This window comes from Microbulbifer mixtoriginis (SeqCode) (genome assembly GCF_052466865.1).
In genome coordinates, this window is sequence record NZ_CP174293.1 from 2908008 (window position 1) to 2929073 (window position 21066).

Consider the following 21066-nt stretch of genomic DNA (forward strand, 5'->3'; position numbering starts at 1 on the left):
TTCTCTTTACTCTTTTTGCGCCAAATGTCTCTAAACGGCTGATGGTATGCTGATCATCCTGAAGATACGGATTAATCGATTGGTGCGGGCCAGACAAGTGCAAAGAGACCTTATTCCAAGATCTTATCCCAATAGTGAGTCCTGCGAAGCATATCCTCTATTGTCTCTTCGGGTAATAACTCCAATGGTGTCAGCCCATCTTGAATCTGCCAGCCGCCCCCAAGAGAAAGATAAACCTGAACTAGATTTGCTGCTACTGCACCCTGGGCAATCACCAAGAGATCCTGCTGGGTAAAATTTGAAACCATCGTGGTGATAACAGTGTTGAACTGTATCGCTCCGTCGACATATTGCGTCATGGAGAGATTGACGGCCTCTTCAGAAGCCATAGCTGCGATATTATAAAAGTACTGTTGTTCCTGGGATTTGAGATATGCAACTATGGCATTCTCAACATCAACCTGCGCCTGTAAGACCACTTGCTGGTAGTCTGATACCAGCTGCTGGAAGGTCGCATCCTGCAAGCGCACATTGTTGCGTAACCGGCCATAATTAAAGACATTCCAATCAAACTCAACGAATAAATCCCAAGCATCACTCCTGCCATTTAACTGCCCACCCCTGATATCAATTGCTCCTATTAGCCCACCGATTGCAAAGTTTGGGTATAGCTCCGCTCGAGCAACACCAATCAACTCCCCCTGTGCTGCGAGAAGCCGCTCAGCCTGGCGAATATCAGGGCGCTGACGCAAAAGATCCTGCGGCATGCCTATCGTTATAATTGAGGGCACATGGGGCACCGTTGGAGGTACAGAAAGGAGGTCATTAAGGCTATGAGGGGGCATACCCAGTAGTATCGAAAGGGTATTTTTGAACTGCTGAAGCGTAGCTTCCAGCGCAGGAACAGCAGCCTGAGTGTTACTTAATAAGGTTTGGGCCTGTTCGGCATCCAACGCACTGACCTCTCCTGCATGAAATTTTACTTCAGCGATTCTTAGCCCTTCAGTCTGAATACGAATATTTTCCTGTGCCACCTGAATACGGCGTTTTACAGTGCGAATATTGATATATGTTTGTGCTACCTGTGCAATGATTGAGACAAGCAGCCCATCATATTCAGCCATACTGGCCTCAAAGTCAGCTGCGGCGGAATTAACCAATCGCCTCAACTGCCCCCACATATCCAACTCCCAGGTTAAATTGAAATTAAGGTAGTACTCACTCTGATAGTTTCCGGTTATACCGGAGCGAACATATTTGGAGCGATCTACGAGCCCCTCAATTTGCTGTATCTGTGGATATTGATTCCCTATTGCAATAGCGAGGAGCTGCTGCGCTTGCAGTGCTCTTAATGCGGCTGATCGCAATTCCAGGTTATTTTCTATTGCCTGCTCTACCAAATCATCCAGAACAGGATCGGCGAAGGCAGACTGCCACCAGTAAGGATTCACTGTTTCAAGGATATCTACCCGTTTACTGTTTTGATAAATCCAGGTGTCTTCAACTGTAACAGGGGGCGGTACATAATCTGGGCCCAGCATGCAACCATTACCAACAAATACAGAAAAAGCACCAAGAGCTAAGGACTTGCGTAGATATTCAAACCTAAACAGGCTAAGGATTTTGCGCCGTATCATCTTGGTCGGCGCTCGCAGTATTGCTCAATATGAGCACTGAACTGGTAAAACCAACACGAAGCTCGACAGACTCAGGCCTTTCTGTCAAATGAACTCTCACCGGAATTCTCTGAGCGAGACGAATCCACTCAAAAGTTGGATCAACTCGTGGTAAAAGGTCGTTACCCGCAGTTCCATCAGTTTGTGCAATACCCCAGCCAATGCTTTCAACATACCCTTTGAGTGGCCTATGTGGGTATGCCATTAATGTCACTATTGCCTTATCCCCTGGAGCAATTCTGCGTATAAAGGTTTCACGAAAATAACCTTCTACTCGATAAGTACTAATATCCACTATTGATAGTGCGGGCTGGTTTGCTACAGCTTGATCACCGAAGCGAAAATCCAGATTTGTAACATATCCGGATACAGGCGCCGTCACCGTTGTATATTCCAGATTAAGTTCAGCCTGACGTACTAAAGCCAGAGCTGCGCGCACACCAGGATTATCTGCCCCAAGTGCACCGAGTTGCGCACGGACCTGTGCTAATTCAGCCTGAGATTGCTCTAAAGCAGCTAAGGATTTAACGAGTGTTGCCTCTGCACCAGCCCGATACTCCACTGACGACTCAAACTCAGCTTGTGCGGCCTGAAGAGATCTCACTGAAGTGGCGCGCTGAGGAAGTAGTTCTTGCTGACGCCTATACTCCGCTCTGGCCTTGGTGATCTCTGCATCTAGTGCATTGATGTTGCTTTGCGCTAAATCTATAGCCGCGGAGGACTCCCTTATCCTAGCTTCATAAGCCAGAATATTCTCCCTCTGAGCATTATAAATATCGACTGCCTCCTCGTATTGAGCCTTGGCTTCCGCCAAAGCGGCTTCATAGGTTCTTGGATCTATTTGAAATAGAAGTTCACCCGCATTGACAAATTGGTTATCTCTAATAGGCAGCGAAACCACCTGACCTGAAACTCTAGGAGTAACCTGGATAATATCCGCCTGCACTTTCCCATCTCTAGTCCAGGGGTTGTTGAGATACTTCCAAAACTGAAGAACCAATGCAAACATTGCCAGGAATACCATACTCGCCGTAAGTATGTATTTTCTAAACTTCTCCACCCTTAAATACCCACAAATACTGACCCAATAAAGACTGAGTAGATAATGCTCAACGATATAATTACTACTGGCGGGTTTGCAAAGTATCTAGAAAGGCGGTAACGATCCAGGAGTCTTGCGGTAAGTAATGCCGCGAGCACCCCAAGTACCCCCGCAACTAGAACTGGAGAAATAAAAAAACCTCCTACTGATACATCATGAGGTATCTTTTCCATACATTAACCCATTTGAATCATAAACATCTTTCTTCACAAAAATATTTCCAATCTACGGACTCTGATAATTTATAAAACTCATCGAGGTAATTGCTAATACAGTGGGTAACACCCAAAAAGTACAAAAAGTTGGAAACCCCCTTTGCAGTCTCCTCATCATTTTCCCAGAGCTCCATCAGCCCTCCAACATCCACATTTACTCTATCAAATATACGCCTATAACCTCTTCGTAAAGACTTGATGTTTATATTTCGCTGTTCCCCTGACAAGTAAAACAATATTTTTCCTGCGAGAGATCTCCAGATAAACACCTCGCGCAGCATACTTTTGGTTGCAACAAGTTTCATTTTTGAGTGATCAATTCCATACAAAATCTTAACCTGATTAGCAATCAGCATTAGTAAATCAATCACCCTTCGCATTTGATCCCCCGACATACCTTTAACATTATTGACATCAATACCTTCTTTCCAGTAAAGGATCTTCTCATGCGAAATCACAACGATATTTAAATGATATAAAACATAAAGGCGATGAAATATTGAGCGTCTTGTTAAGGCCGGCAAATCGCCTTCAACCACCAAACGCGCAGCACTATCAAGTAGTCGATTCACATTTTTTTTAAAATTTCTTTCAGGATGAGAAGAAATCGGGATATTTCTAGACACCGCCAATATGCAAAAAATAATAGCCAACACAAATATATAATTTGTATAAACGACAAAACTATAAGTCTGATAATTATTGAAATTAAAAATAATTTGCGGAAAGAGGAGAGCTAAGGTTCTTATCATTGACTGCGCACCAAACATTCGATTCGCAAAATAGGAAATAGTAAAAGTCCAGAAAAATACCATTAAACCCAACGAATAAAAGCCTTGCAATTTTGGCATAACTAAAAAGTAAAGAGGTGCGGACATCAAGCATACGAGAATTGTATATATGCAAGATTTAAACAAGTTAATTTGTGGACTTACAGATGCTATGATTGCTATAATTGTAATTAAAAGTACAACAAGCAGCCCGCCTATCATATCTGGAACAAATAAATAAGCTAAATAAGATATCCAGATCCCTACTAGTACGCGAACCACATTAGCCAGCCTATCAGGATCAGGCATTAATAATCCAAACCAGTATTCTTCACGTTCACTTGAAGTACTCGAACTGGAAAATTCCAGGCTTTTTAGATCATTTACAGCATTAATTAGTGCCCGGGTTTCCACCTCCAAATCATTCAAAGAACGCCTGGTTACAGCTATTGCGGCAGTCTCTGGAGTTGACAGTTCCTTTTTTACTTTTTCAACGTCCCCCCTAACCACCCTCTCCCGAGCATCTCCAGCCACCTCATCTTCAGCAATGGCAAATCTAACTCTCTTAAATCGCCCTCTCATAACTTCCAAATAGTCATTCATATTCAAAAGAAACTTCATAATCCCCAAATCACTGGATAGGGCCAAACTCTCTTCTAATTTAAGTAATGACTGTGTTACCGCTGTTGTACGATGACCAAATGCCTTCCACTGCCTACGGCACTCCCAGATTTCATAACTATCAGAACTGGCATCATTAATAGCTGTACGCAAGCGTGTATCTGCCCTTAACAGTTCAACTCGCTTATCTCTAAGGACTTTAACTTTCTTTCGATCTTGAATTCTTAAAAAACATCTATTTGCAAAAGCACGATGCATATCTAGCAGGGAAACCGCTGCTTCATGCAGTTCTTCGCGGCTACAATTTGGCCAGATCAAAACAGCTACAAGCCCATATACAATAATACCCAGTAAAGATTCTTGAATACGGAATATCCCTTCCTCATAAGAAAGGGATAAATCACCACCAGTCGCATCCCATAACATCAAAATAACGTAGCCACATGTCATCCAAAAATACTGACGCTTTGACCTTTGCAGGATATAAACGCAGCCCGCAACCCATACCGATAGCGCAATCATAAAAAGCCATCGATCTTGAGGGAATGATGCGACGATTATCCAGCCGCCTAGAAGTGCAAACAGAGTGCCCAGCATCCACAAAATGGCACGATTTAACGACTGCCCCAAGTTTGCCTGACTACACACAATAACGGCAAATGCACCCCAAAAAGGTTTTTCCCAATTGATACCCATTGCAATGGCATAAACAATTACCAAAGCCAGCGCAATTTTTATTGACTCTTTCGCATTGCGAGACAGGTACAATGTTATCTCCGAGTATTTTCACGATAAAGCGACAAGCTTTTGACACCCTAATGATTACAAGGCATGTAATTTTTAGGTTGGCAGGAGGAAGTATGGCATATAAGAAAGCAACTAAATCAGGGATACACTTATAGATACAGCACGCACAAAGCGTATTTTAAAGTGCCAATAAAGTATGAGCGTCAGCGAAGATCACTGAAAACTTATATCCCAACATACGACATAAGTTATAAACGAAAAAATGAAGTTAGTATTTAAAAGCTCGTCTCACAGTCTATGATTTTCCGTCAGTATCTTTTTATAGCCTGTAGTTTGGGCATAGGCAAAGAGATAATTTGTATAGGCTTTTTATCCCCTAAGGAAAATTGTATTATCAAATTTATTGAGCGGTATACCTTTCTTTAACCACTTAATAAAATCAGGATTGGTTAGAGAGGTACCCTAAAGCAATCAGCCCAGCATTTGCCTACTTAACATTTACTTCACTTGATTGCGCGCCATCGTGTCATAACCATACACTTTGAAAATTGAATACCTGCTAAGTCAAAGAATGGGGAGATGGGCCATACTTTACTCCCTATGTAAGCGGCCGAAATTAAATGATACAAACAGCTTGGACGACTGCCTCAGTGGCGCCAACAATCTATCAATTCGAGTATTTGCGGTGGCTAGTAGGGCGGCACTTTGTACAGCCAGAGCGACTAAATAGGAGGAGGTCACTATGACAACACTCTCCATCCTTTACTGTTCAACAGCAAAGCCATGTCACTTATCAGCTTCAGGCGCGGAATTCTATCGGAATATTAATTACTATCTACTGTTGGGCATGCTAAATGATACTCCACAGACCCAATAAAAAAGGCCCCTTGTGGGGCCTTTAAGAAACAACCCAGCTCAGAAATCAACCATTCAAAGCCTTAAACTCACGCCTGCGACGATGTAGAACCGGCTCAGTGTAGCCGTTTGGTTGTACACAACCTTCGAATACGAGCTCACAAGCGGCCTGGAAGGCAACACTTCTATCGAAATTTGGAGCCATATTGTTGTAATTGGCATCACCGGCATTTTGGCGGTCCACAACTGCAGCCATACGCTCCATGGTTTCTCGCACTTGCTTCTCGCTAACAATGTCATGCTTGAGCCAGTTGGCAATATGCTGTGAAGAAATTCGCAAGGTGGCGCGATCTTCCATCAGACCGACATCATTAATATCCGGCACCTTGGAGCAACCTACCCCCTGCTCAACCCAGCGCACCACATAGCCGAGAATGCCCTGAGCATTGTTATCCAACTCCAATTGAATCTCTTTAGTACTCCAATTAGTGTCTTTGGCCACCGGTACGGTGAGAATATCTTCCAGCTTGGCGTGATGGCGGTGCTGAATCTCTTCCTGTCGACGGTTCACATCGACCTTGTGGTAGTGCAGTGCATGTAAAGTTGCCGCCGTGGGCGATGGTACCCAAGCAGTATTCGCACCAGCCATTGGATGTGCGAGCTTGGCGTGCATCATCGCTGACATCTGATCTGGAATCGGCCACATACCTTTACCAATCTGCGCCCTACCCTTGAGACCGCTATTGAGACCCACATCCACATTCCACTCTTCGTAGGCGTTGATCCAAGTGGACTGCTTCATATCTCCCTTGCGAATCATGGGGCCGGCAAGCATAGAGGTATGAATTTCATCTCCTGTGCGATCCAGGAAGCCGGTGTTGATAAAGACCACGCGCTCTTTGGCTTCGGCGATGCAGGCTTTGAGGTTTACCGTGGTACGCCGCTCCTCATCCATAATACCCATTTTCACCGTGTGGCGCGGTAGGCCGAGGGCATCCTCAATACGATTAAACAACGTGTTGGCAAAAGCCACTTCTTCCGGGCCATGCATCTTCGGCTTTACGATGTAGATGCTTCCTTCACGAGAGTTCTTGATCTCGTTATTGCCGCGTAGATCATGTAGGGCGATCAGGCTGGTAATCATTCCGTCGAGAATACCTTCCGGAATTTCCTGGCCGTCACCATATAAAACAGCATCGTTGGTCATCAGGTGGCCAACATTGCGCACAAACATCAAACTGCGACCCGGCAGGGTTAGCTGATTACCATTCGGTGTAATATATTCACGGTCGACATTTAATTTGCGCTCAAAAGTCTTGCCGCCTTTATTGATGGTTTCCTTGAGGTCACCTCTCATCAGGCCGAGCCAGTTGCGGTAAACCACAACCTTGTCTTCCGCATCGACTGCCGCTACGGAGTCCTCACAGTCCATAATGGTGGTCAATGCAGATTCCATAAGGACGTCTTTAATACCCGCGTCATCGGTTTTACCGATAGGGCTTTCACGATCCACCTGAATTTCAAAGTGCAGGCCGTGCTGCTTGAGCAAAATACTCGAGGGTTCTTCGCTGTCACCGCGGTAACCGGCAAACTGAGTGCCGTCTTTCAAGGTGGCAATATCGCCATTGGCTTGGACAACTTCCAGCAGAGAGCCGTTAATACGATATTGCACGGCTTCTTTATGACTGCCGCAGGTTAATGGAGCAGACTGATCTAGGAAGCTGCGCGCATATTCAATCACTTTGGCTCCGCGCACCGGATTGTACTCACTGCCCTTTTCCGCTCCACCTTCTTCGCTGATCACATCAGTGCCGTAGAGGGCATCGTAAAGGCTGCCCCAGCGGGCATTTGCGGCATTCAGTGCATAGCGGGCGTTCATCACCGGGACCACTAGCTGAGGACCGGCGAGAGTGGCGATCTCCTCATCCACATTCTCAGTGGAAGCACTAAACTCAGCGGGCTCATCCACCAAGTAGCCAATTTCTTTCAGAAAGGTCTGGTAGCCTTCCAGATCGAGGAAGCCCTGCGGATTTTCGGTGTACCAGCGATCCAGGGTTTCCTGTAATTCGTCGCGTTTTTCCAGCAGGGAGCGATTGACTGGCGCCAGGTCGCGGACAATCGCATCGAGTCCAGCCCAGAACTTATCGGCATCGACCCCGGTTCCTGGAATCACCTCCTCGCAGACCAGGTTGTAAAGCTCTGGTGCGATTTGTAGATCACCGATTTGGACTCGTTCCGTCATACCCTGGGCCTCTCACTGATTGTTGGAATTACGGCATTCTAAACAGCCATTTCAGCATACCGCTAATTTATAGACACAATTTCCACTATTCATAGATCAAATTTTTATGAAAATGGATGACGCATGATTCACTGCCAAGAGAACTGTATATTCACCCGCAGGGCGCATGATTCCTAACTAAGGGGTCACTCATAGAGCCCGACCAATATCCAGGATCAGGCGCCGTAACCAGCGGTGCGGTGCGCTCTGCTGTAAAAGTGGGCTCCAAGCCATTTTTAGCTCAAGAGGAGGGATGTCCAGCGGCGGATCCCTGCGCACGACTCTGGGATTGTCGCTGGCAAGCTGTGCCAGACGGGTGGGCACAGTGACAATCAGGTCACTCTGCTCGGCCAACAGCATAGCCACTTGGTAGTGGCGTGTGAAAACCGAGATATCCCGCTTTTCCCCCAATTTGCCAATAGCCTCATCTACCCAGCCCAAGCGTTGCACATCCTCTGGGTTTACTCCTACCCCCACACCCATGCCGGTCTTGCTCACCCATATATGCTGAGCCTTTAAGTAACTCTGCAGATTGTAGTCTTCGAGAATTGGGTTATCCGCTCGCATCATGCAAGAGAAACTGTCGCGCCATACGGTAGCTTGGTGGAAGCTCTGGGGCATACTATCGAAACGGTTAATTACCATATCCACCTTACCCTGCTCCACATCGACAAAGCTCACATCGCTGGGCGTCATGATATCCAGGCTGATTCCTGGAGCACCATCCCTCAGCTGCTTAAGCAGGGGCGGGATCAACGTGGATTCAGCATAGTCACTAGCCATAATGCGAAAGGTACGCCGGGTGTTGGCGGGATCAAAATCCCTATTGGGCTGAATCACACGGTCAATGCTGGATAGCGCCTCACGAACCATCGGCTGAAGTTCAAGGGCACGCTCCGTGGGCATCATGCCCTCTCGGGTGCGTACCAGCAGAGGGTCGTCAAAGAGTTCGCGCAGGCGTTTCAGGCCATTGCTCATTGCGGGTTGGGACAGCCCTAAGTAGTTGGCCGCTCGTGTCACATTGCGCTCGCGCAGCAGCACATCCAGGTATACCAGCAGGTTCAGGTCAGCTCTTTCCAGTTGCATACAACATTTGCCAGATCGATAGTGAAAATAAAATCAATAAATTAGGCAAATTATGCCACTCCTCCTAAGATACTCAACACCTAATCGCAGTCACCGTTTTAAGGAAACACTGTCATGTCCACTTACACTCAAGACATCGACGCGGTAGCTAAGCTCCGTGACAGCAAAAGCGGCACTTGGGATGCTATCAATCCCGAATCTGTTGCCCGTATGCGCGCCCAGAACAAGTTCAAGAACGGCCTGGATATTGCCAAATACACCGCCAATATCATGCGCGCTGACATGGAGAACTACGACAAAGACAGCTCCAAGTACACCCAATCCCTGGGCTGCTGGCACGGTTTCATCGGCCAACAGAAGATGATTTCTATTAAGAAGCACTTCGAAGGCAATACTGACCGTCGCTACCTGTACCTGTCCGGCTGGATGGTCGCCGCTCTGCGCAGTGAATTCGGTCCTCTGCCCGACCAGTCTATGCACGAGAAAACCTCTGTTGCGCACCTGATCAACGAACTGTACACCTTCCTGCGTCAGGCCGATGCCCGCGAGCTGAACGACCTGTTCCGCGAGCTGGATGCCGCCCGCGAAGCCGGCAATAAAGAAGCCGAGAAAGCAGTACAAGACAAGATCGACAACCACAAAACTCACGTTGTGCCGATCATTGCCGACATCGATGCCGGTTTTGGTAACGCAGAAGCCACTTACCTGATGGCCAAGCAGATGATTGAGGCGGGTGCTTGCTGCATCCAGATCGAGAACCAGGTTTCCGACGAGAAGCAGTGTGGTCACCAGGACGGTAAAGTCACCGTTCCTCACGAAGACTTCCTGGCCAAGATCCGCGCAGTTCGCTACGCATTCCTGGAGCTGGGCGTAGACAACGGTGTTATCGTTGCCCGTACCGACTCCCTGGGTGCCGGCCTGACCAAGCAGATCGCCGTGACCAAAGAGCCGGGTGATCTGGGCGACCAGTACAACGCTTTCCTGGACTGTGAAGAAATCGCAGCTTCTGATTTGGCCAATGGTGACGTTGTAATCAACCGCGAGGGTAAGCTGCTGCGTCCTAAGCGCCTGGCTTCCAACCTATTCCAGTTCCGCAAAGGCACCGGTGAAGCCCGCTGCATCCTGGACAGCATCACCTCTCTGCAGAACGGCGCCGATCTGATTTGGATCGAAACCGAGAAGCCCCACGTTCGCCAGATCGGCGGCATGATGGACGAAATCCGTAAAGTGGTTCCCGATGCGAAGCTGGTTTACAACAACAGCCCATCCTTCAACTGGACCCTGAACTTCCGCCAGCAGGTATTCGATGCATGGTCTGAAGAAGGCAAAGACGTATCCGCTTACGACCGCGCCAACCTGATGAGCGCCGAGTACGACGATACTGAGCTGTCCGCAACTGCTGACGAGAAGATCCGTACCTTCCAGGCCGATGCAGCTCGCGAAGCCGGTATCTTCCACCACCTGATCACCCTGCCGACTTACCACACTGCGGCCCTGTCTACCGACAACCTGGCCAAAGAGTACTTCGGTGAGCAAGGCATGCTGGGCTACGTGAAAGGCGTTCAGCGTAAAGAGATCCGTCAAGGTATCGCCTGCGTTAAGCACCAGAACATGGCTGGTTCCGACATCGGCGACGACCACAAAGAGTACTTTGCTGGTGAAGCGGCACTGAAGGCTGCTGGTAAAGACAACACCATGAACCAGTTCGGTTAAATCGCTCTTATACCTTTCAGGTAGATTCAAGGCGGCGCAAGCCGCCTTTTTCTTCAGGGATTCTCTCCTGTCCAAATTGATCAGGACAATGATTCCGCCGAAGAAGAACAGTTATGCAAACTGCGCTTTTATCTCTGCATTTTGAACTTGGGCCGCAATCGCGGCCCTTTTTTTGCTCCCAATCTTATTGCCTTTTCTCAAAGACTTTTGCGCCATATTAGCTAGCCTTAGGGTATACACGCTAAGGTGCGCACCGCCTATGTCTGGCCCAAGCCTTGTACTGACCATCAACTGCGGCAGCTCTTCTTTAAAGTTCACCATCATTAACCCAGAAACTGGTGAGGAACGCTTAAAAGGCCAAGCCGATGCCCTGGGATCATCCTCAGCAGCACTCTCTTGGCAGCGCGATGAAAAAGAAGGAACACAGAAGCTCTCCCCTGGGGATGACTACGAAGGTGTTATCGGAGCGTTGGTAAAGCGATTCGACGGCCCCTGGTTAGCGTTGCGCGAGCAGCTTCGGGCTATCGGGCATCGGGTGGTCCATGGTGGCGAACAGTTCGTAGATTCCGCGCTGATCAATGACAGCGTGGTATCAGCTATCAGAGCCTGCTGTGAACTGGCGCCACTACACAACCCTGCAGCCCTACAAGGTATACAGGCCTCACTGCTCGCCTTCCCAGAGTTGCCGCAGGTGGCGGTCTTCGATACCGCCTTCCACCAGAGTTTGCCGGATTACGCCTACCTCTATGCACTGCCCTACCGTTTGTATCGGGATCACCAATTGCGCCGCTACGGTATGCATGGCAGCAGTCATCGCTATATCGGTGAGCGCAGCGCCGAAATATTGAAAACGCCCACAGACAAAATCAATGTGATCTCCGCTCACCTCGGCAATGGCGCTTCCCTGTGCGCCATTAAAAACGGAAAGAGCGTGGATACCAGTATGGGGCTGACTCCTCTTGAAGGGCTGGTAATGGGCAGTCGCTGCGGGGACCTAGACCCTGGTTTATTACTTCATTTGGGGGAGGCACTGGACTATTCCCTAGCGGAACTCGAACAGTTACTGAATCGCAACAGCGGCCTGCTGGGGATATCCGAGCTAAGCAATGACTGTCGTGAACTAGAAGAAGCTATGGGCAAAGGCCATGCCGGTGCTAGCTTGGCATTGAAGCTATTTTGTTATCGGCTGGCCAAATATATCGCAGCCTACACAGTGCCACTAAAGCGCGTTGATTCGCTGGTATTCACCGGGGGTATTGGCGAAAACTCATCTTGGGTGCGGCGAGAAACGATAAGTTGGCTCAGCCAGCTCGGCTACCAGCTGGACAATAAGCGCAATGAAGACATTCGCTTCGGTTCTGAAGGGCAGATATCGAAAGACGGAACACCGGATATCCTTGTGATACCCACCCGTGAAGATTGGGTTATTGCTCGAGATACCATCCGCTTAGCGAACAGGGCACTATAAACATGCCCCACAACGCGCGCGCCCTAATGCTGATTCCACTGGATGTGGGTGTGGGTATTACATCGGTAAGCCTGGGCTTAATACGGGCACTTGAACGCAACCGCGTAGAAACCCAGTTTTTCAAACCTGTCAGCGAAGCGCCTTCCCGCGACGGCGCCATCGAGAGAACCACAGAGATATTGCGGCAGACTACCAAGCTAGACATTCCTCGTTCAATCAGCGCACAAGAAGCTGAAACTATGATCTCCGCAGGTGGTACCACAGAGCTACTGGAGAAAATTTTGGCCCGCTACCGCAGCAGCGTTCAAACTGCGGATGTAATAGTCGTGGAGGGACTTTTACCCGGAAGGCAGAATCAATTTTCTGACCAATTGAACTGCCAGATGGCAAAAACCCTGGATGCGGAAGTGGTGTTGGTTGCCAGCCTGCACACAGGTGATATTCGCCAGCTTACAGAGCGTCTGCAGTATGCGATGCAACCGTTTGGTGAGGGCCCATCCAACCCGGTGGTAGGCTGCATTATCAATAAGCTGGATGCCCCTCCCCGCATAACCGACCCACCTGGCGGCCACTTTATCTCGGTAGGCGCTCAACAGGAGCCCTGTACCAAAGCTGTCAACCGAAAGGATCTGTATCGTAAAATTCCTCTACGCATCGTTGGCGCCATCCCCTGGAATGCGCAGCTGCTGGCCCCCCGGGCGCTGGATCTGGCCCGGCATTTCAATGCACAACTGATCAATCGCGGAGAACTAGAGAGCCGCCGTTTGCGCAGCGTAACCTTCTGCTCGCGATCCCTAGCCAATATGCTGCATCGCTTTAATTCAGGTGCCCTACTGGTCACTTCAGCTGACAGGCCCGATGTTATGGTAGGAGCCAGCCTGGCAGCAATGAACGGTGTAAAAATTGGCTGCTTGCTGCTGACCGGGGGCTACCGACTGGATCGCGGGGTACACAAACTTTGCACACCGGCCATGGAGACTGGACTGCCGGTAATGTTAGTTAGCTCCAACACCTGGCATACCGTGATGGAGTTACAAACCTTTAACCTGCGCACCCCCGCAGATGACCGCGAGCGAGTAAACCGGGTACAGGATTTTTTTGCCAGCCACTTGGATAGAAACTGGGTGCAATCCCTAAGCCAGGTTTCCCAGCGACCGCGGCGGATGTCACCCCCAGCATTTCGCTACCACCTAACAGAAATGGCCCGCCGGGTACTAAAACGCATTGTGCTTCCAGAGGGGGAAGAACCCCGCACTATACGCGCAGCTTTGGCCTGTGCAGAACGGGGAATTGCACAACCGATACTGCTGGGGAGACCGGGATCTATCCAGCGAATCGCCGAACAACAGGGCCTCAGGCTCAGTAAAAAAGTAGAAATCATCAAGCCCGAAGATGTCAGGGAAGAGTATGTAGAGCCCATGGTAGCTCTTCGTAAAAATAAAGGCCTCACTCAGGTGGTCGCGAAAGAACAGCTGCAAGACAATGTCGTTTTGGGCACTATGATGCTGGCCCTAGACCAAGTGGACGGCCTGGTTTCAGGCGCTATTCACACTACCGCCAATACCATCCGCCCCGCCCTGCAATTGATCAAGAGCGCTCCAGGTGAAGAGCTTGTCTCCTCAATTTTCTTTATGCTTCTACCCGAGCAGGTACTGGTATACGGAGACTGCGCCATCAACCCAGACCCCAACGCCAACCAATTGGCTGCGATCGCCATCCAGTCGGCAGACTCCGCAGCGGCTTTTGGGATAGAACCCCGAGTAGCAATGATCAGTTACTCCACCGGCACCTCAGGAACCGGCTTAGACGTAGATAAAGTGCGTGAAGCCACACAAATCGCCAAGCAGAGAAGGCCCAAGCTGATTATTGATGGACCACTGCAATACGATGCGGCGCTGATAAAAAATGTGGCTGAGCAGAAAGCGCCACAGAGCCCAGTCGCAGGCCGCGCCACCGTATTTATTTTCCCTGATTTAAACACCGGCAACACCACATATAAAGCAGTACAACGCAGTGCGGACTTAGTCAGTATTGGGCCTATGTTGCAGGGGCTGCGCAAACCGGTGAATGATCTTTCCCGCGGTGCCCTGGTGGACGATATTGTCTACACCATTGCACTTACCGCTATTCAGGCCCAGCAACATCAATCACATATAACTAAAAAATAACTGACCTCTATCCACAGAGGGGACGGCGAAGGTCAATATATTCATGCAGCGCGGCGGCAATAACATAGGCCTCCAGGCGGTGCTCATAGGTATCCGAATGGTCACAACCCATCCGCTCCAGACAGCGATGGATAAACGAGAATTTATCAGACCTGTCCCGCCACACTCTGCGCCCCTTGATCACCGTTATCAGCATTTTCCACCAGCTGCGGTCAGCCGCTCTCAACTGTTGAAGTGCGACAGCCAGCCATCCCTCTTCATCGGTAAAGTCCGTACCCAGCGGATAGTAAGGCAACATGGCGAGGGACTTTTCATCGGAAAAGACCTCGGCAATATGCTCCGGGGTATTTCGATTAAACGCTGCCGGAATAGTGAAGTCCTTTTCGATTTTGCCTGCATATTTGGCCTGTTCCAGCAACACTGCCTGAAATCGTGTATCGCAAATACTGAGCATGGAAACCATCACGTCCCGATCTGTTTTACCCCGCAGGTCCACCGCGCCGTATTCAGTTACCACAATATCACGCAAGTGCCGAGGTATAGTGGTGTGGGGGTATTCCCAGACAATATTACTTTCACAAATTCCGTCGCGAACGCGTGTGCTCGGCAGGGCAATAATGGAGCGGGCCCCAGGCAGTGCAAAGGCCTGGGCAACAAAATTGTATTGCCCTCCAACACCACTAACTACCTGATTATCCATTAAAGCATCAGAAATAACGGCTCCGCCCAATGTCACCATCATGGCTGAATTTACAAAACGTGCGTGTTTGCGCTGGACTTGCTTCAGCATTTGTTGGCCGCGCAGATCGTTGGTGAAATCGATAGAAGTCATATCGATACCGGCCCGCTCAATGGGGGCTAGATCCCGTAACTCTCGATACATCACCTCAGGGCCAAGGTAAAAACCACCGTGCAACCAGATACCGCCTTTAAGTTTGTTGTTCAAACAACTGCCTATCAATCGTCGACGGCCGTGCTCACTGTGCAGGTCACACTCCTCCTCTTCGCCATCAGGTGTTAACAACTTGTGGCCGCGCCAGCTGTAACTTGGATCCACAATACCAAAACGCTGCAAAAACGCGGTGTCATCAGGGGTTAACGGACAGTGGATACGCCCTCTCTTTTTCAGAGCGAGCAGAGTCTCTTCGTTCACTGTATGGGTGATCGCATCCGAGTCCAGCAACTCCTGTAGTGCCGCATCAGAAAACACTTCACGGATTAAAACCCCCGCCTTACGCAGAAGTAAAAAGCCATGGGGAACCATTTCACTGGCACCATATAGCCCCTGTTGAAAGGGCGCCTTTTGTAGGGGGAGGTTTTTTCGGTATGCGGATGACTCCGAATCGGATAATTCATCCAGCAGGCGAGTGAAGAGCGGATTCTCTTTGTGACGCAAGCGCAAGGCATGACACACCGCATCGCCGAGCGCCCCGATACCCACTTGTAAAGTACCACCATCAGCGATCAGGCTGGCAATATGAAAACCGATAGCGTATTCGGTAAAACTCACCGGCATTGCAGGAGCGGCAAACAATGGGGTATTGAACTGGTTACCTTCTAACAAAAAATCGAAAGCGCCTTCCGCAAGCTCACTACTGCCCGGCATATAAGGTAATTGATGATTTACCTCTCCCAGTAAAAAAAGCGATTGCCCTTTGCGATCGGAGGCCAGCTTTAAAAGTGGCAGGGTCAGATCCGGATTACAGCTCAAACTGTATTTGCCACCCGCCGGTGAGGGGGACACCATTTGCGCGATCACATTGATCCCATTGCGCAAGAGATCTTCGGGCACCTCGGTATAATTAGTGCTGACATAATGTTGCTGAGCATAGCGATTACCCAGCAAAGCACCGGGCTCCATAAAAAACTCTATCACCTCAATATTATTGGGAAGCTGCCCTTGCCTCCTTGCCGTCACATAACCAAGATCCTGATAGTGACTGTAAAGGCGATCCAGTAAAGGCTGTACAAAACGGCGCGTGATATCACTGTCCCCCCTGGGTCGCTCAAGGGTCAGGGCGGTATAAATGGTCAGAGAAATAGAAGGATCTGCAGCGGCACGCGCGTAGAGGGCATTGGCAAAGTGATTGGCTTTTCCCAATCCAAGGGGTAACCCCAGCACAATCTTCTTACCGACCCTGCGTAACAGAGCATCGATACACTCCTCGGCGCCGGTAAACCGCTGGGGAACATTATCAGGAGAAACTTCCATGGAAATCAGGCTTTTCTCACAAGGCTATTGGATTTTTCCCACCACCCTGGCCAAATGATCAAAGTGGTCGACCTGGATAGCCTTATCCACTGCATCAGCTGCGTCACGAAGAGCATCCGCTTCTTCATCACTAATGAGATTACGTTGCAACCCCTCTTCCACCGACTCGCGACTTAGGGTGCGAATCCCCCCCTTTTTTAACTTCTCTCGTGCACGCTCAGAGGCACATACCTTGTTGAAGGCTTGCTCGACAATTTCAACTCCATCGCCAGGATTGCCAAGGAAAACACCACTGGTCAAACGGTCTCGGGTTTTGGAGGGACTCAACAGCAACTCGGCACATGCTCGCGCCTGTCGATCTGAAGCAGTATGGATACTATGCCCCCAGGGCATAGTCAGAAAATGCATCAACTGCCCAAAAAATGGGCGCGGGAAATTCTGAAAAACTTCCAGCAACTGAACTTCGATTTTATGCAAACCATCACGCATGGCGAATTCCAGCAGCGGTAAATCATCTTTGGGATTGCCATCATCATAGAAACGCTTGAGAGTACAGCTCAACAGATAAAGCTGGCTGAGCACATCGCCGAGCCGGGAGGATATCAGCTCTTTTCTTTTTAACTCACCGCCCAAGGTGATCAGCGAGACCTCTGTCACCAGTGTCAGCACAGCTGAGTAGCGATTGATCTGACGAAAATACTTGGCCGCGCCTCCAACATTGCGAGGGCTGCTGGCAAAGAGCCCCACGGTCCAACCGTGAAATACTCCTCGTAATAGTGTCTTGAACTGGAACCACATATGCTTGGGGAGTAAATGATCCAGTTGCTCCAGCCCCTCCTCTTCATCGGGATTTTCAGCAGCGAGCATTTCATCAAGAATGTAGGGGTGGCAGCGAATAGCGCCCTGGCCAAAGATCATTAAGCTGCGGGTCAATAAATTGGCCCCTTCTACCGTTATCGCCACGGGTACCGCACGATAGGCATTACCCAGGTAATTTAGTGGGCCATCCATGATGGCTTTACCAGCATGAATATCCATGGCGTCATCAATAGCCTGGCGCAGCCCCCCTGTTGCACTGGCTTTCATAATTGCGGTGATTACCGCCGGCTTAAGTCCATCATCCAATGCCCTGGTGGTTGTCTTATGGGCGCTATCTAGCACGAAAGCGATAGCGGCGATCTCCGCCAGCCGACTTTGCACCCCTTCAAAACGCCCTACAGGAATATTGAATTGCTCGCGGATACGCGCATAGGCACCAGTGGTCCTCGCCGCCATTTTGGCACCGCCCGTAGAGAGCGATGGAAGCGAGATGCCACGACCAGCAGCCAAGGCGCTCATCAACATTTCCCAGCCTTTGCCGACATTCTCCTGACCTCCAATAATCCACTCCATAGGGATAAAGACATCTTTTCCCCAGTTGGGACCATTTTGGAAGGCCTGCATCGCCGGGAGATGGCGTTGACCAATAGTCACGCCTTCTGTATCAGTAGGAACCAGTGCCACGGTAATTCCCAGCTCCTCTTTATCGCCGAGAATATGCTCCGGGTCGTACAACTTAAAGGCGAGCCCCAAGACCGTGGCAATAGGCCCCAGGGTGATATACCGCTTGTGCCAGTTGACACGCATCCCCAAGACCTTTTCCCCCTGATGATCACCGTAACAAACCTCTCCGCGGTCAATCATGGATGCCGCATCAGAGCCCGCCTGGGGGCTGGTGAGGCCAAAACAAGGAATATCCGTGCCATCGGCAAGCCGGGGCAAATAATAGTCTTTTTGCTCCTGGGTGCCATGAGCGAGCAGCAATTCTCCCGGCCCAAGGGAGTTGGGCACCATCACAGTGACGCCGACGGTGTTACTCCGCGTAGAAATTTTGGTGACTATTTCTGCATGCGCAGTAGGGGAAAAGCCGAGACCACCATATTTTTTGGGAATGATGATGCCGAAGAAACGATTTTTGCGCAGAAACTCCCAAACATGCTCTGGGATATCGTGATCGACAAAACTGATCTGCCAATCATTGATCATTTTACAGAGCTCTTCGGCAGGCCCATCGAGAAAAGCCTGTTCCTCCTCATTCAGCTCCGGCGGTCCCATATCGAGTAGTTGCTTCCAGTCCGGTTTTCCGGAGAGTAGCTGAGCATCCCACCAAACTTCTCCGGCCTCCATTGCCTCCCGTTCCGTTTGAGATATTGGCGGTAAAATCCTCTTTATGATGTTCAATAGGGGTTTGGTAAAGAATTTCTTGCGCAACTCGCTCATTTTTACCTTCCGCAGTATCCCTAGCGGTGCACTACCCCGCCAATTACCACTAGCCATGGTGCTATTTCAAAAAATAATGATAGGCAACGAATGCGGTTGAAGAGTTTCAGTAAGATCCCTTCCCAAATTGAAAACTCACAAGCAGTCACTCAGTACTCCTGACACAACATTTTGTGCGGGGAGAGCCCCCTGGTAACTAGACGCCCAAGAGAACCTGAAATTTATACATCAATAAGATGTATGAAGCGCCAGTTGTCGCGATATCCCTGGGAAATACTACCTATATTTAGAGAGATGGAATGGACGCCGCAAATGAAGCTCTGGATCAGTTGATAGAAAGCATTGAATTAGGATGCTCGTATGAAGCAGACTCTTGTGAACTCGCTTGCCGGTGTCGGACTTTTAACCCCCAGCCTGCTCTTCGCCAATCTGGTGGGAGAAGGCCCCCGGCTGGCCCCGGAAGACAGAATTACCCAGGGACAAATTGTTGAAGGTGAACTGAGCCTGGATGAAATTCGCCAGGCCGGGATGCTCATTTTCAGCACCCCCTTTAATCGCTACGATGGCTACGGGGATGGTGCACACGATGAATCCCAGCCTGATAACCACTCCGCGGATGGCGGTAACCGACCGACATTACAGGGCAATGGTACCTTCCTGCGAGTCAATGGACTCGACTCCCAGAACTGCCTGGAATGTCACAGTATCGTCAGCAATAGAACTGTGCCGGCCACCATGGGTATTGGCGGCGGTGGCGGTTTTAGTACCAGCGCAATGCTGCGTCCGGTAAATATCGATGTCATTGACGAAAGCTTCGATGGGACTGCGGAATACGATGGCCGCCTAATCAACCCCCTATTCTTATTTGGCTCTGGAGGGATTGAACTAGTCGCCAGAGAAATGACCGCTGACCTTCAGCGCCTCAGACAATACGCCTTAGACAACCCTGGAACTGTTGTCAGTCTGGATACTAAATCCGTTAATTTTGGCAGTATTTTTGTCGATGAAGATGGCAACCTGGACACCAGCAATGTGGAAGGCGTCGATGCAGACCTTGTGGTACGCCCGTTTGGCAGGAAAGGCGATAATGCCTCAGCCCGCGAATTCTCCTTGAACGCCCTTTCTTTCCACATGGGGATGCAGGCAACAGAAAAGTTTGGCGGGGCAGAAGCCGACGAAGACAATGACGGCGTGACCAACGAAATTTCTGTCGGTGACCTATCCGCGATCAGTATTTTCATTGCCACCCTGGACCGCCCCTTCCAAATAGAATCCGGCAAAAATAACCGGGGTCGTAAATTGTTCCACGAGGTTGGCTGTGCCGACTGCCATCGTCCCGTAATGACCACTGAGCGGAGGACCTTGCCCTTTAAGCTAACGGGCTCCCCAGAGGCACCATTTGAAGATACTTTCTATCACGTGGATCTAAGCAAGCCCCCCACAGTTTTTAAATCCATTTTTGGAGCGGGAATTGAGGTCGAAATGTTCTCTGATCTCAAGCGCTATGACATGGGCATAGCCTTAGCTGAAACCGCCTTTTTTCAGGATGAGGTGCAAAACAGGGAATTTATCACCGCACGTCTTTGGGGAGTTGCTGACACAGCGCCCTATATGCACGATGGGCGCGCACTCACCTTGGTAGAAGCCATCTTGTTACACGATAATCCTGGAAGTGATGCAGGCTACGCCGCAGAAAACTTCCAAAATCTGAGTGACGAAGACAAGAATAAGATCCTTTATTTTCTGATGTCTCTGCGCATGCCCAAGGATCCAGTTTCAGATTTACACAATCGATAGGCAGCTCTTCATGAACGATGCCCGCGGCAACAAAGTTGCCAGCGGGCATTTTTATCTGCAAGCTTTTGTGAAAGCTGTGTAATTGAAAAGTGGGGT

At 49.5% G+C, this 21066-nt stretch carries 12 protein-coding genes; 4 read left to right on the plus strand and 8 right to left on the minus strand.

Annotation, left to right across the window (positions count from 1 at the left end):
- Positions 1–110: 110 nt before the first annotated feature.
- The 6 genes from ACJJJA_RS13100 to ACJJJA_RS13125 form a co-directional block, all read right to left on the minus strand.
- On the minus strand, positions 111–1637 hold the full coding sequence (locus ACJJJA_RS13100) for an efflux transporter outer membrane subunit (protein WP_252081799.1): 1527 nt from the start codon (positions 1635–1637) through the stop codon (positions 111–113).
- Positions 1615–2736: an HlyD family secretion protein gene (locus tag ACJJJA_RS13105; protein ID WP_444886338.1), complete on the minus strand. Its 1122-nt coding sequence runs from the start codon at positions 2734–2736 to the stop codon at positions 1615–1617. The genes ACJJJA_RS13100 and ACJJJA_RS13105 overlap by 23 nt, the downstream gene beginning before the upstream one ends.
- A gap of 2 nt (positions 2737–2738) precedes the next feature.
- On the minus strand, positions 2739–2951 hold the full coding sequence (locus tag ACJJJA_RS13110; RefSeq protein WP_353505426.1) for a DUF1656 domain-containing protein: 213 nt from the start codon (positions 2949–2951) through the stop codon (positions 2739–2741).
- A gap of 17 nt (positions 2952–2968) precedes the next feature.
- Positions 2969–5152: an FUSC family protein gene (locus ACJJJA_RS13115; RefSeq protein WP_444900627.1), complete on the minus strand. Its 2184-nt coding sequence runs from the start codon at positions 5150–5152 to the stop codon at positions 2969–2971.
- A 901-nt stretch (positions 5153–6053) separates the two neighbouring features.
- The gene (locus tag ACJJJA_RS13120) at positions 6054–8228 is read right to left on the minus strand and encodes a malate synthase G (RefSeq protein ID WP_444904906.1); all 2175 of its coding nucleotides are present in this window, start codon (positions 8226–8228) and stop codon (positions 6054–6056) included.
- A 189-nt stretch (positions 8229–8417) separates the two neighbouring features.
- Positions 8418–9353, minus strand: a complete 936-nt coding sequence (locus ACJJJA_RS13125; RefSeq protein WP_252081803.1) for a LysR family transcriptional regulator — start codon at positions 9351–9353, stop codon at positions 8418–8420.
- A gap of 114 nt (positions 9354–9467) precedes the next feature.
- Between ACJJJA_RS13125 and ACJJJA_RS13130 the strand changes: the two genes are divergently transcribed.
- From ACJJJA_RS13130 to pta, 3 genes are all read left to right on the plus strand, one after another.
- Positions 9468–11066, plus strand: coding sequence for an isocitrate lyase (locus ACJJJA_RS13130; protein ID WP_444886341.1), 1599 nt, complete (start codon positions 9468–9470; stop codon positions 11064–11066).
- A 259-nt stretch (positions 11067–11325) separates the two neighbouring features.
- Positions 11326–12534: an acetate kinase gene (locus ACJJJA_RS13135; RefSeq protein ID WP_444904907.1), complete on the plus strand. Its 1209-nt coding sequence runs from the start codon at positions 11326–11328 to the stop codon at positions 12532–12534.
- 2 nt (positions 12535–12536) lie between these two features.
- Positions 12537–14702: a phosphate acetyltransferase gene (pta, locus tag ACJJJA_RS13140; protein ID WP_444904908.1), complete on the plus strand. Its 2166-nt coding sequence runs from the start codon at positions 12537–12539 to the stop codon at positions 14700–14702.
- A 7-nt stretch (positions 14703–14709) separates the two neighbouring features.
- Here the strand turns inward: pta and ACJJJA_RS13145 are convergent, their stop codons facing one another.
- Positions 14710–16914, minus strand: a complete 2205-nt coding sequence (locus ACJJJA_RS13145) for an acetyl-CoA hydrolase/transferase C-terminal domain-containing protein (protein WP_444904909.1) — start codon at positions 16912–16914, stop codon at positions 14710–14712.
- Between the two features lie 24 nt (positions 16915–16938).
- Positions 16939–19173 carry an acyl-CoA dehydrogenase gene (locus tag ACJJJA_RS13150; RefSeq protein ID WP_444904910.1) on the minus strand — a complete coding sequence of 745 codons (2235 nt, stop codon included), beginning with the start codon at positions 19171–19173 and terminating at the stop codon, positions 16939–16941.
- Between the two features lie 360 nt (positions 19174–19533).
- Between ACJJJA_RS13150 and ACJJJA_RS13155 the strand changes: the two genes are divergently transcribed.
- Positions 19534–20970, plus strand: a complete 1437-nt coding sequence (locus tag ACJJJA_RS13155) for a di-heme oxidoredictase family protein (protein WP_444904911.1) — start codon at positions 19534–19536, stop codon at positions 20968–20970.
- Positions 20971–21066 lie beyond the last annotated feature (96 nt).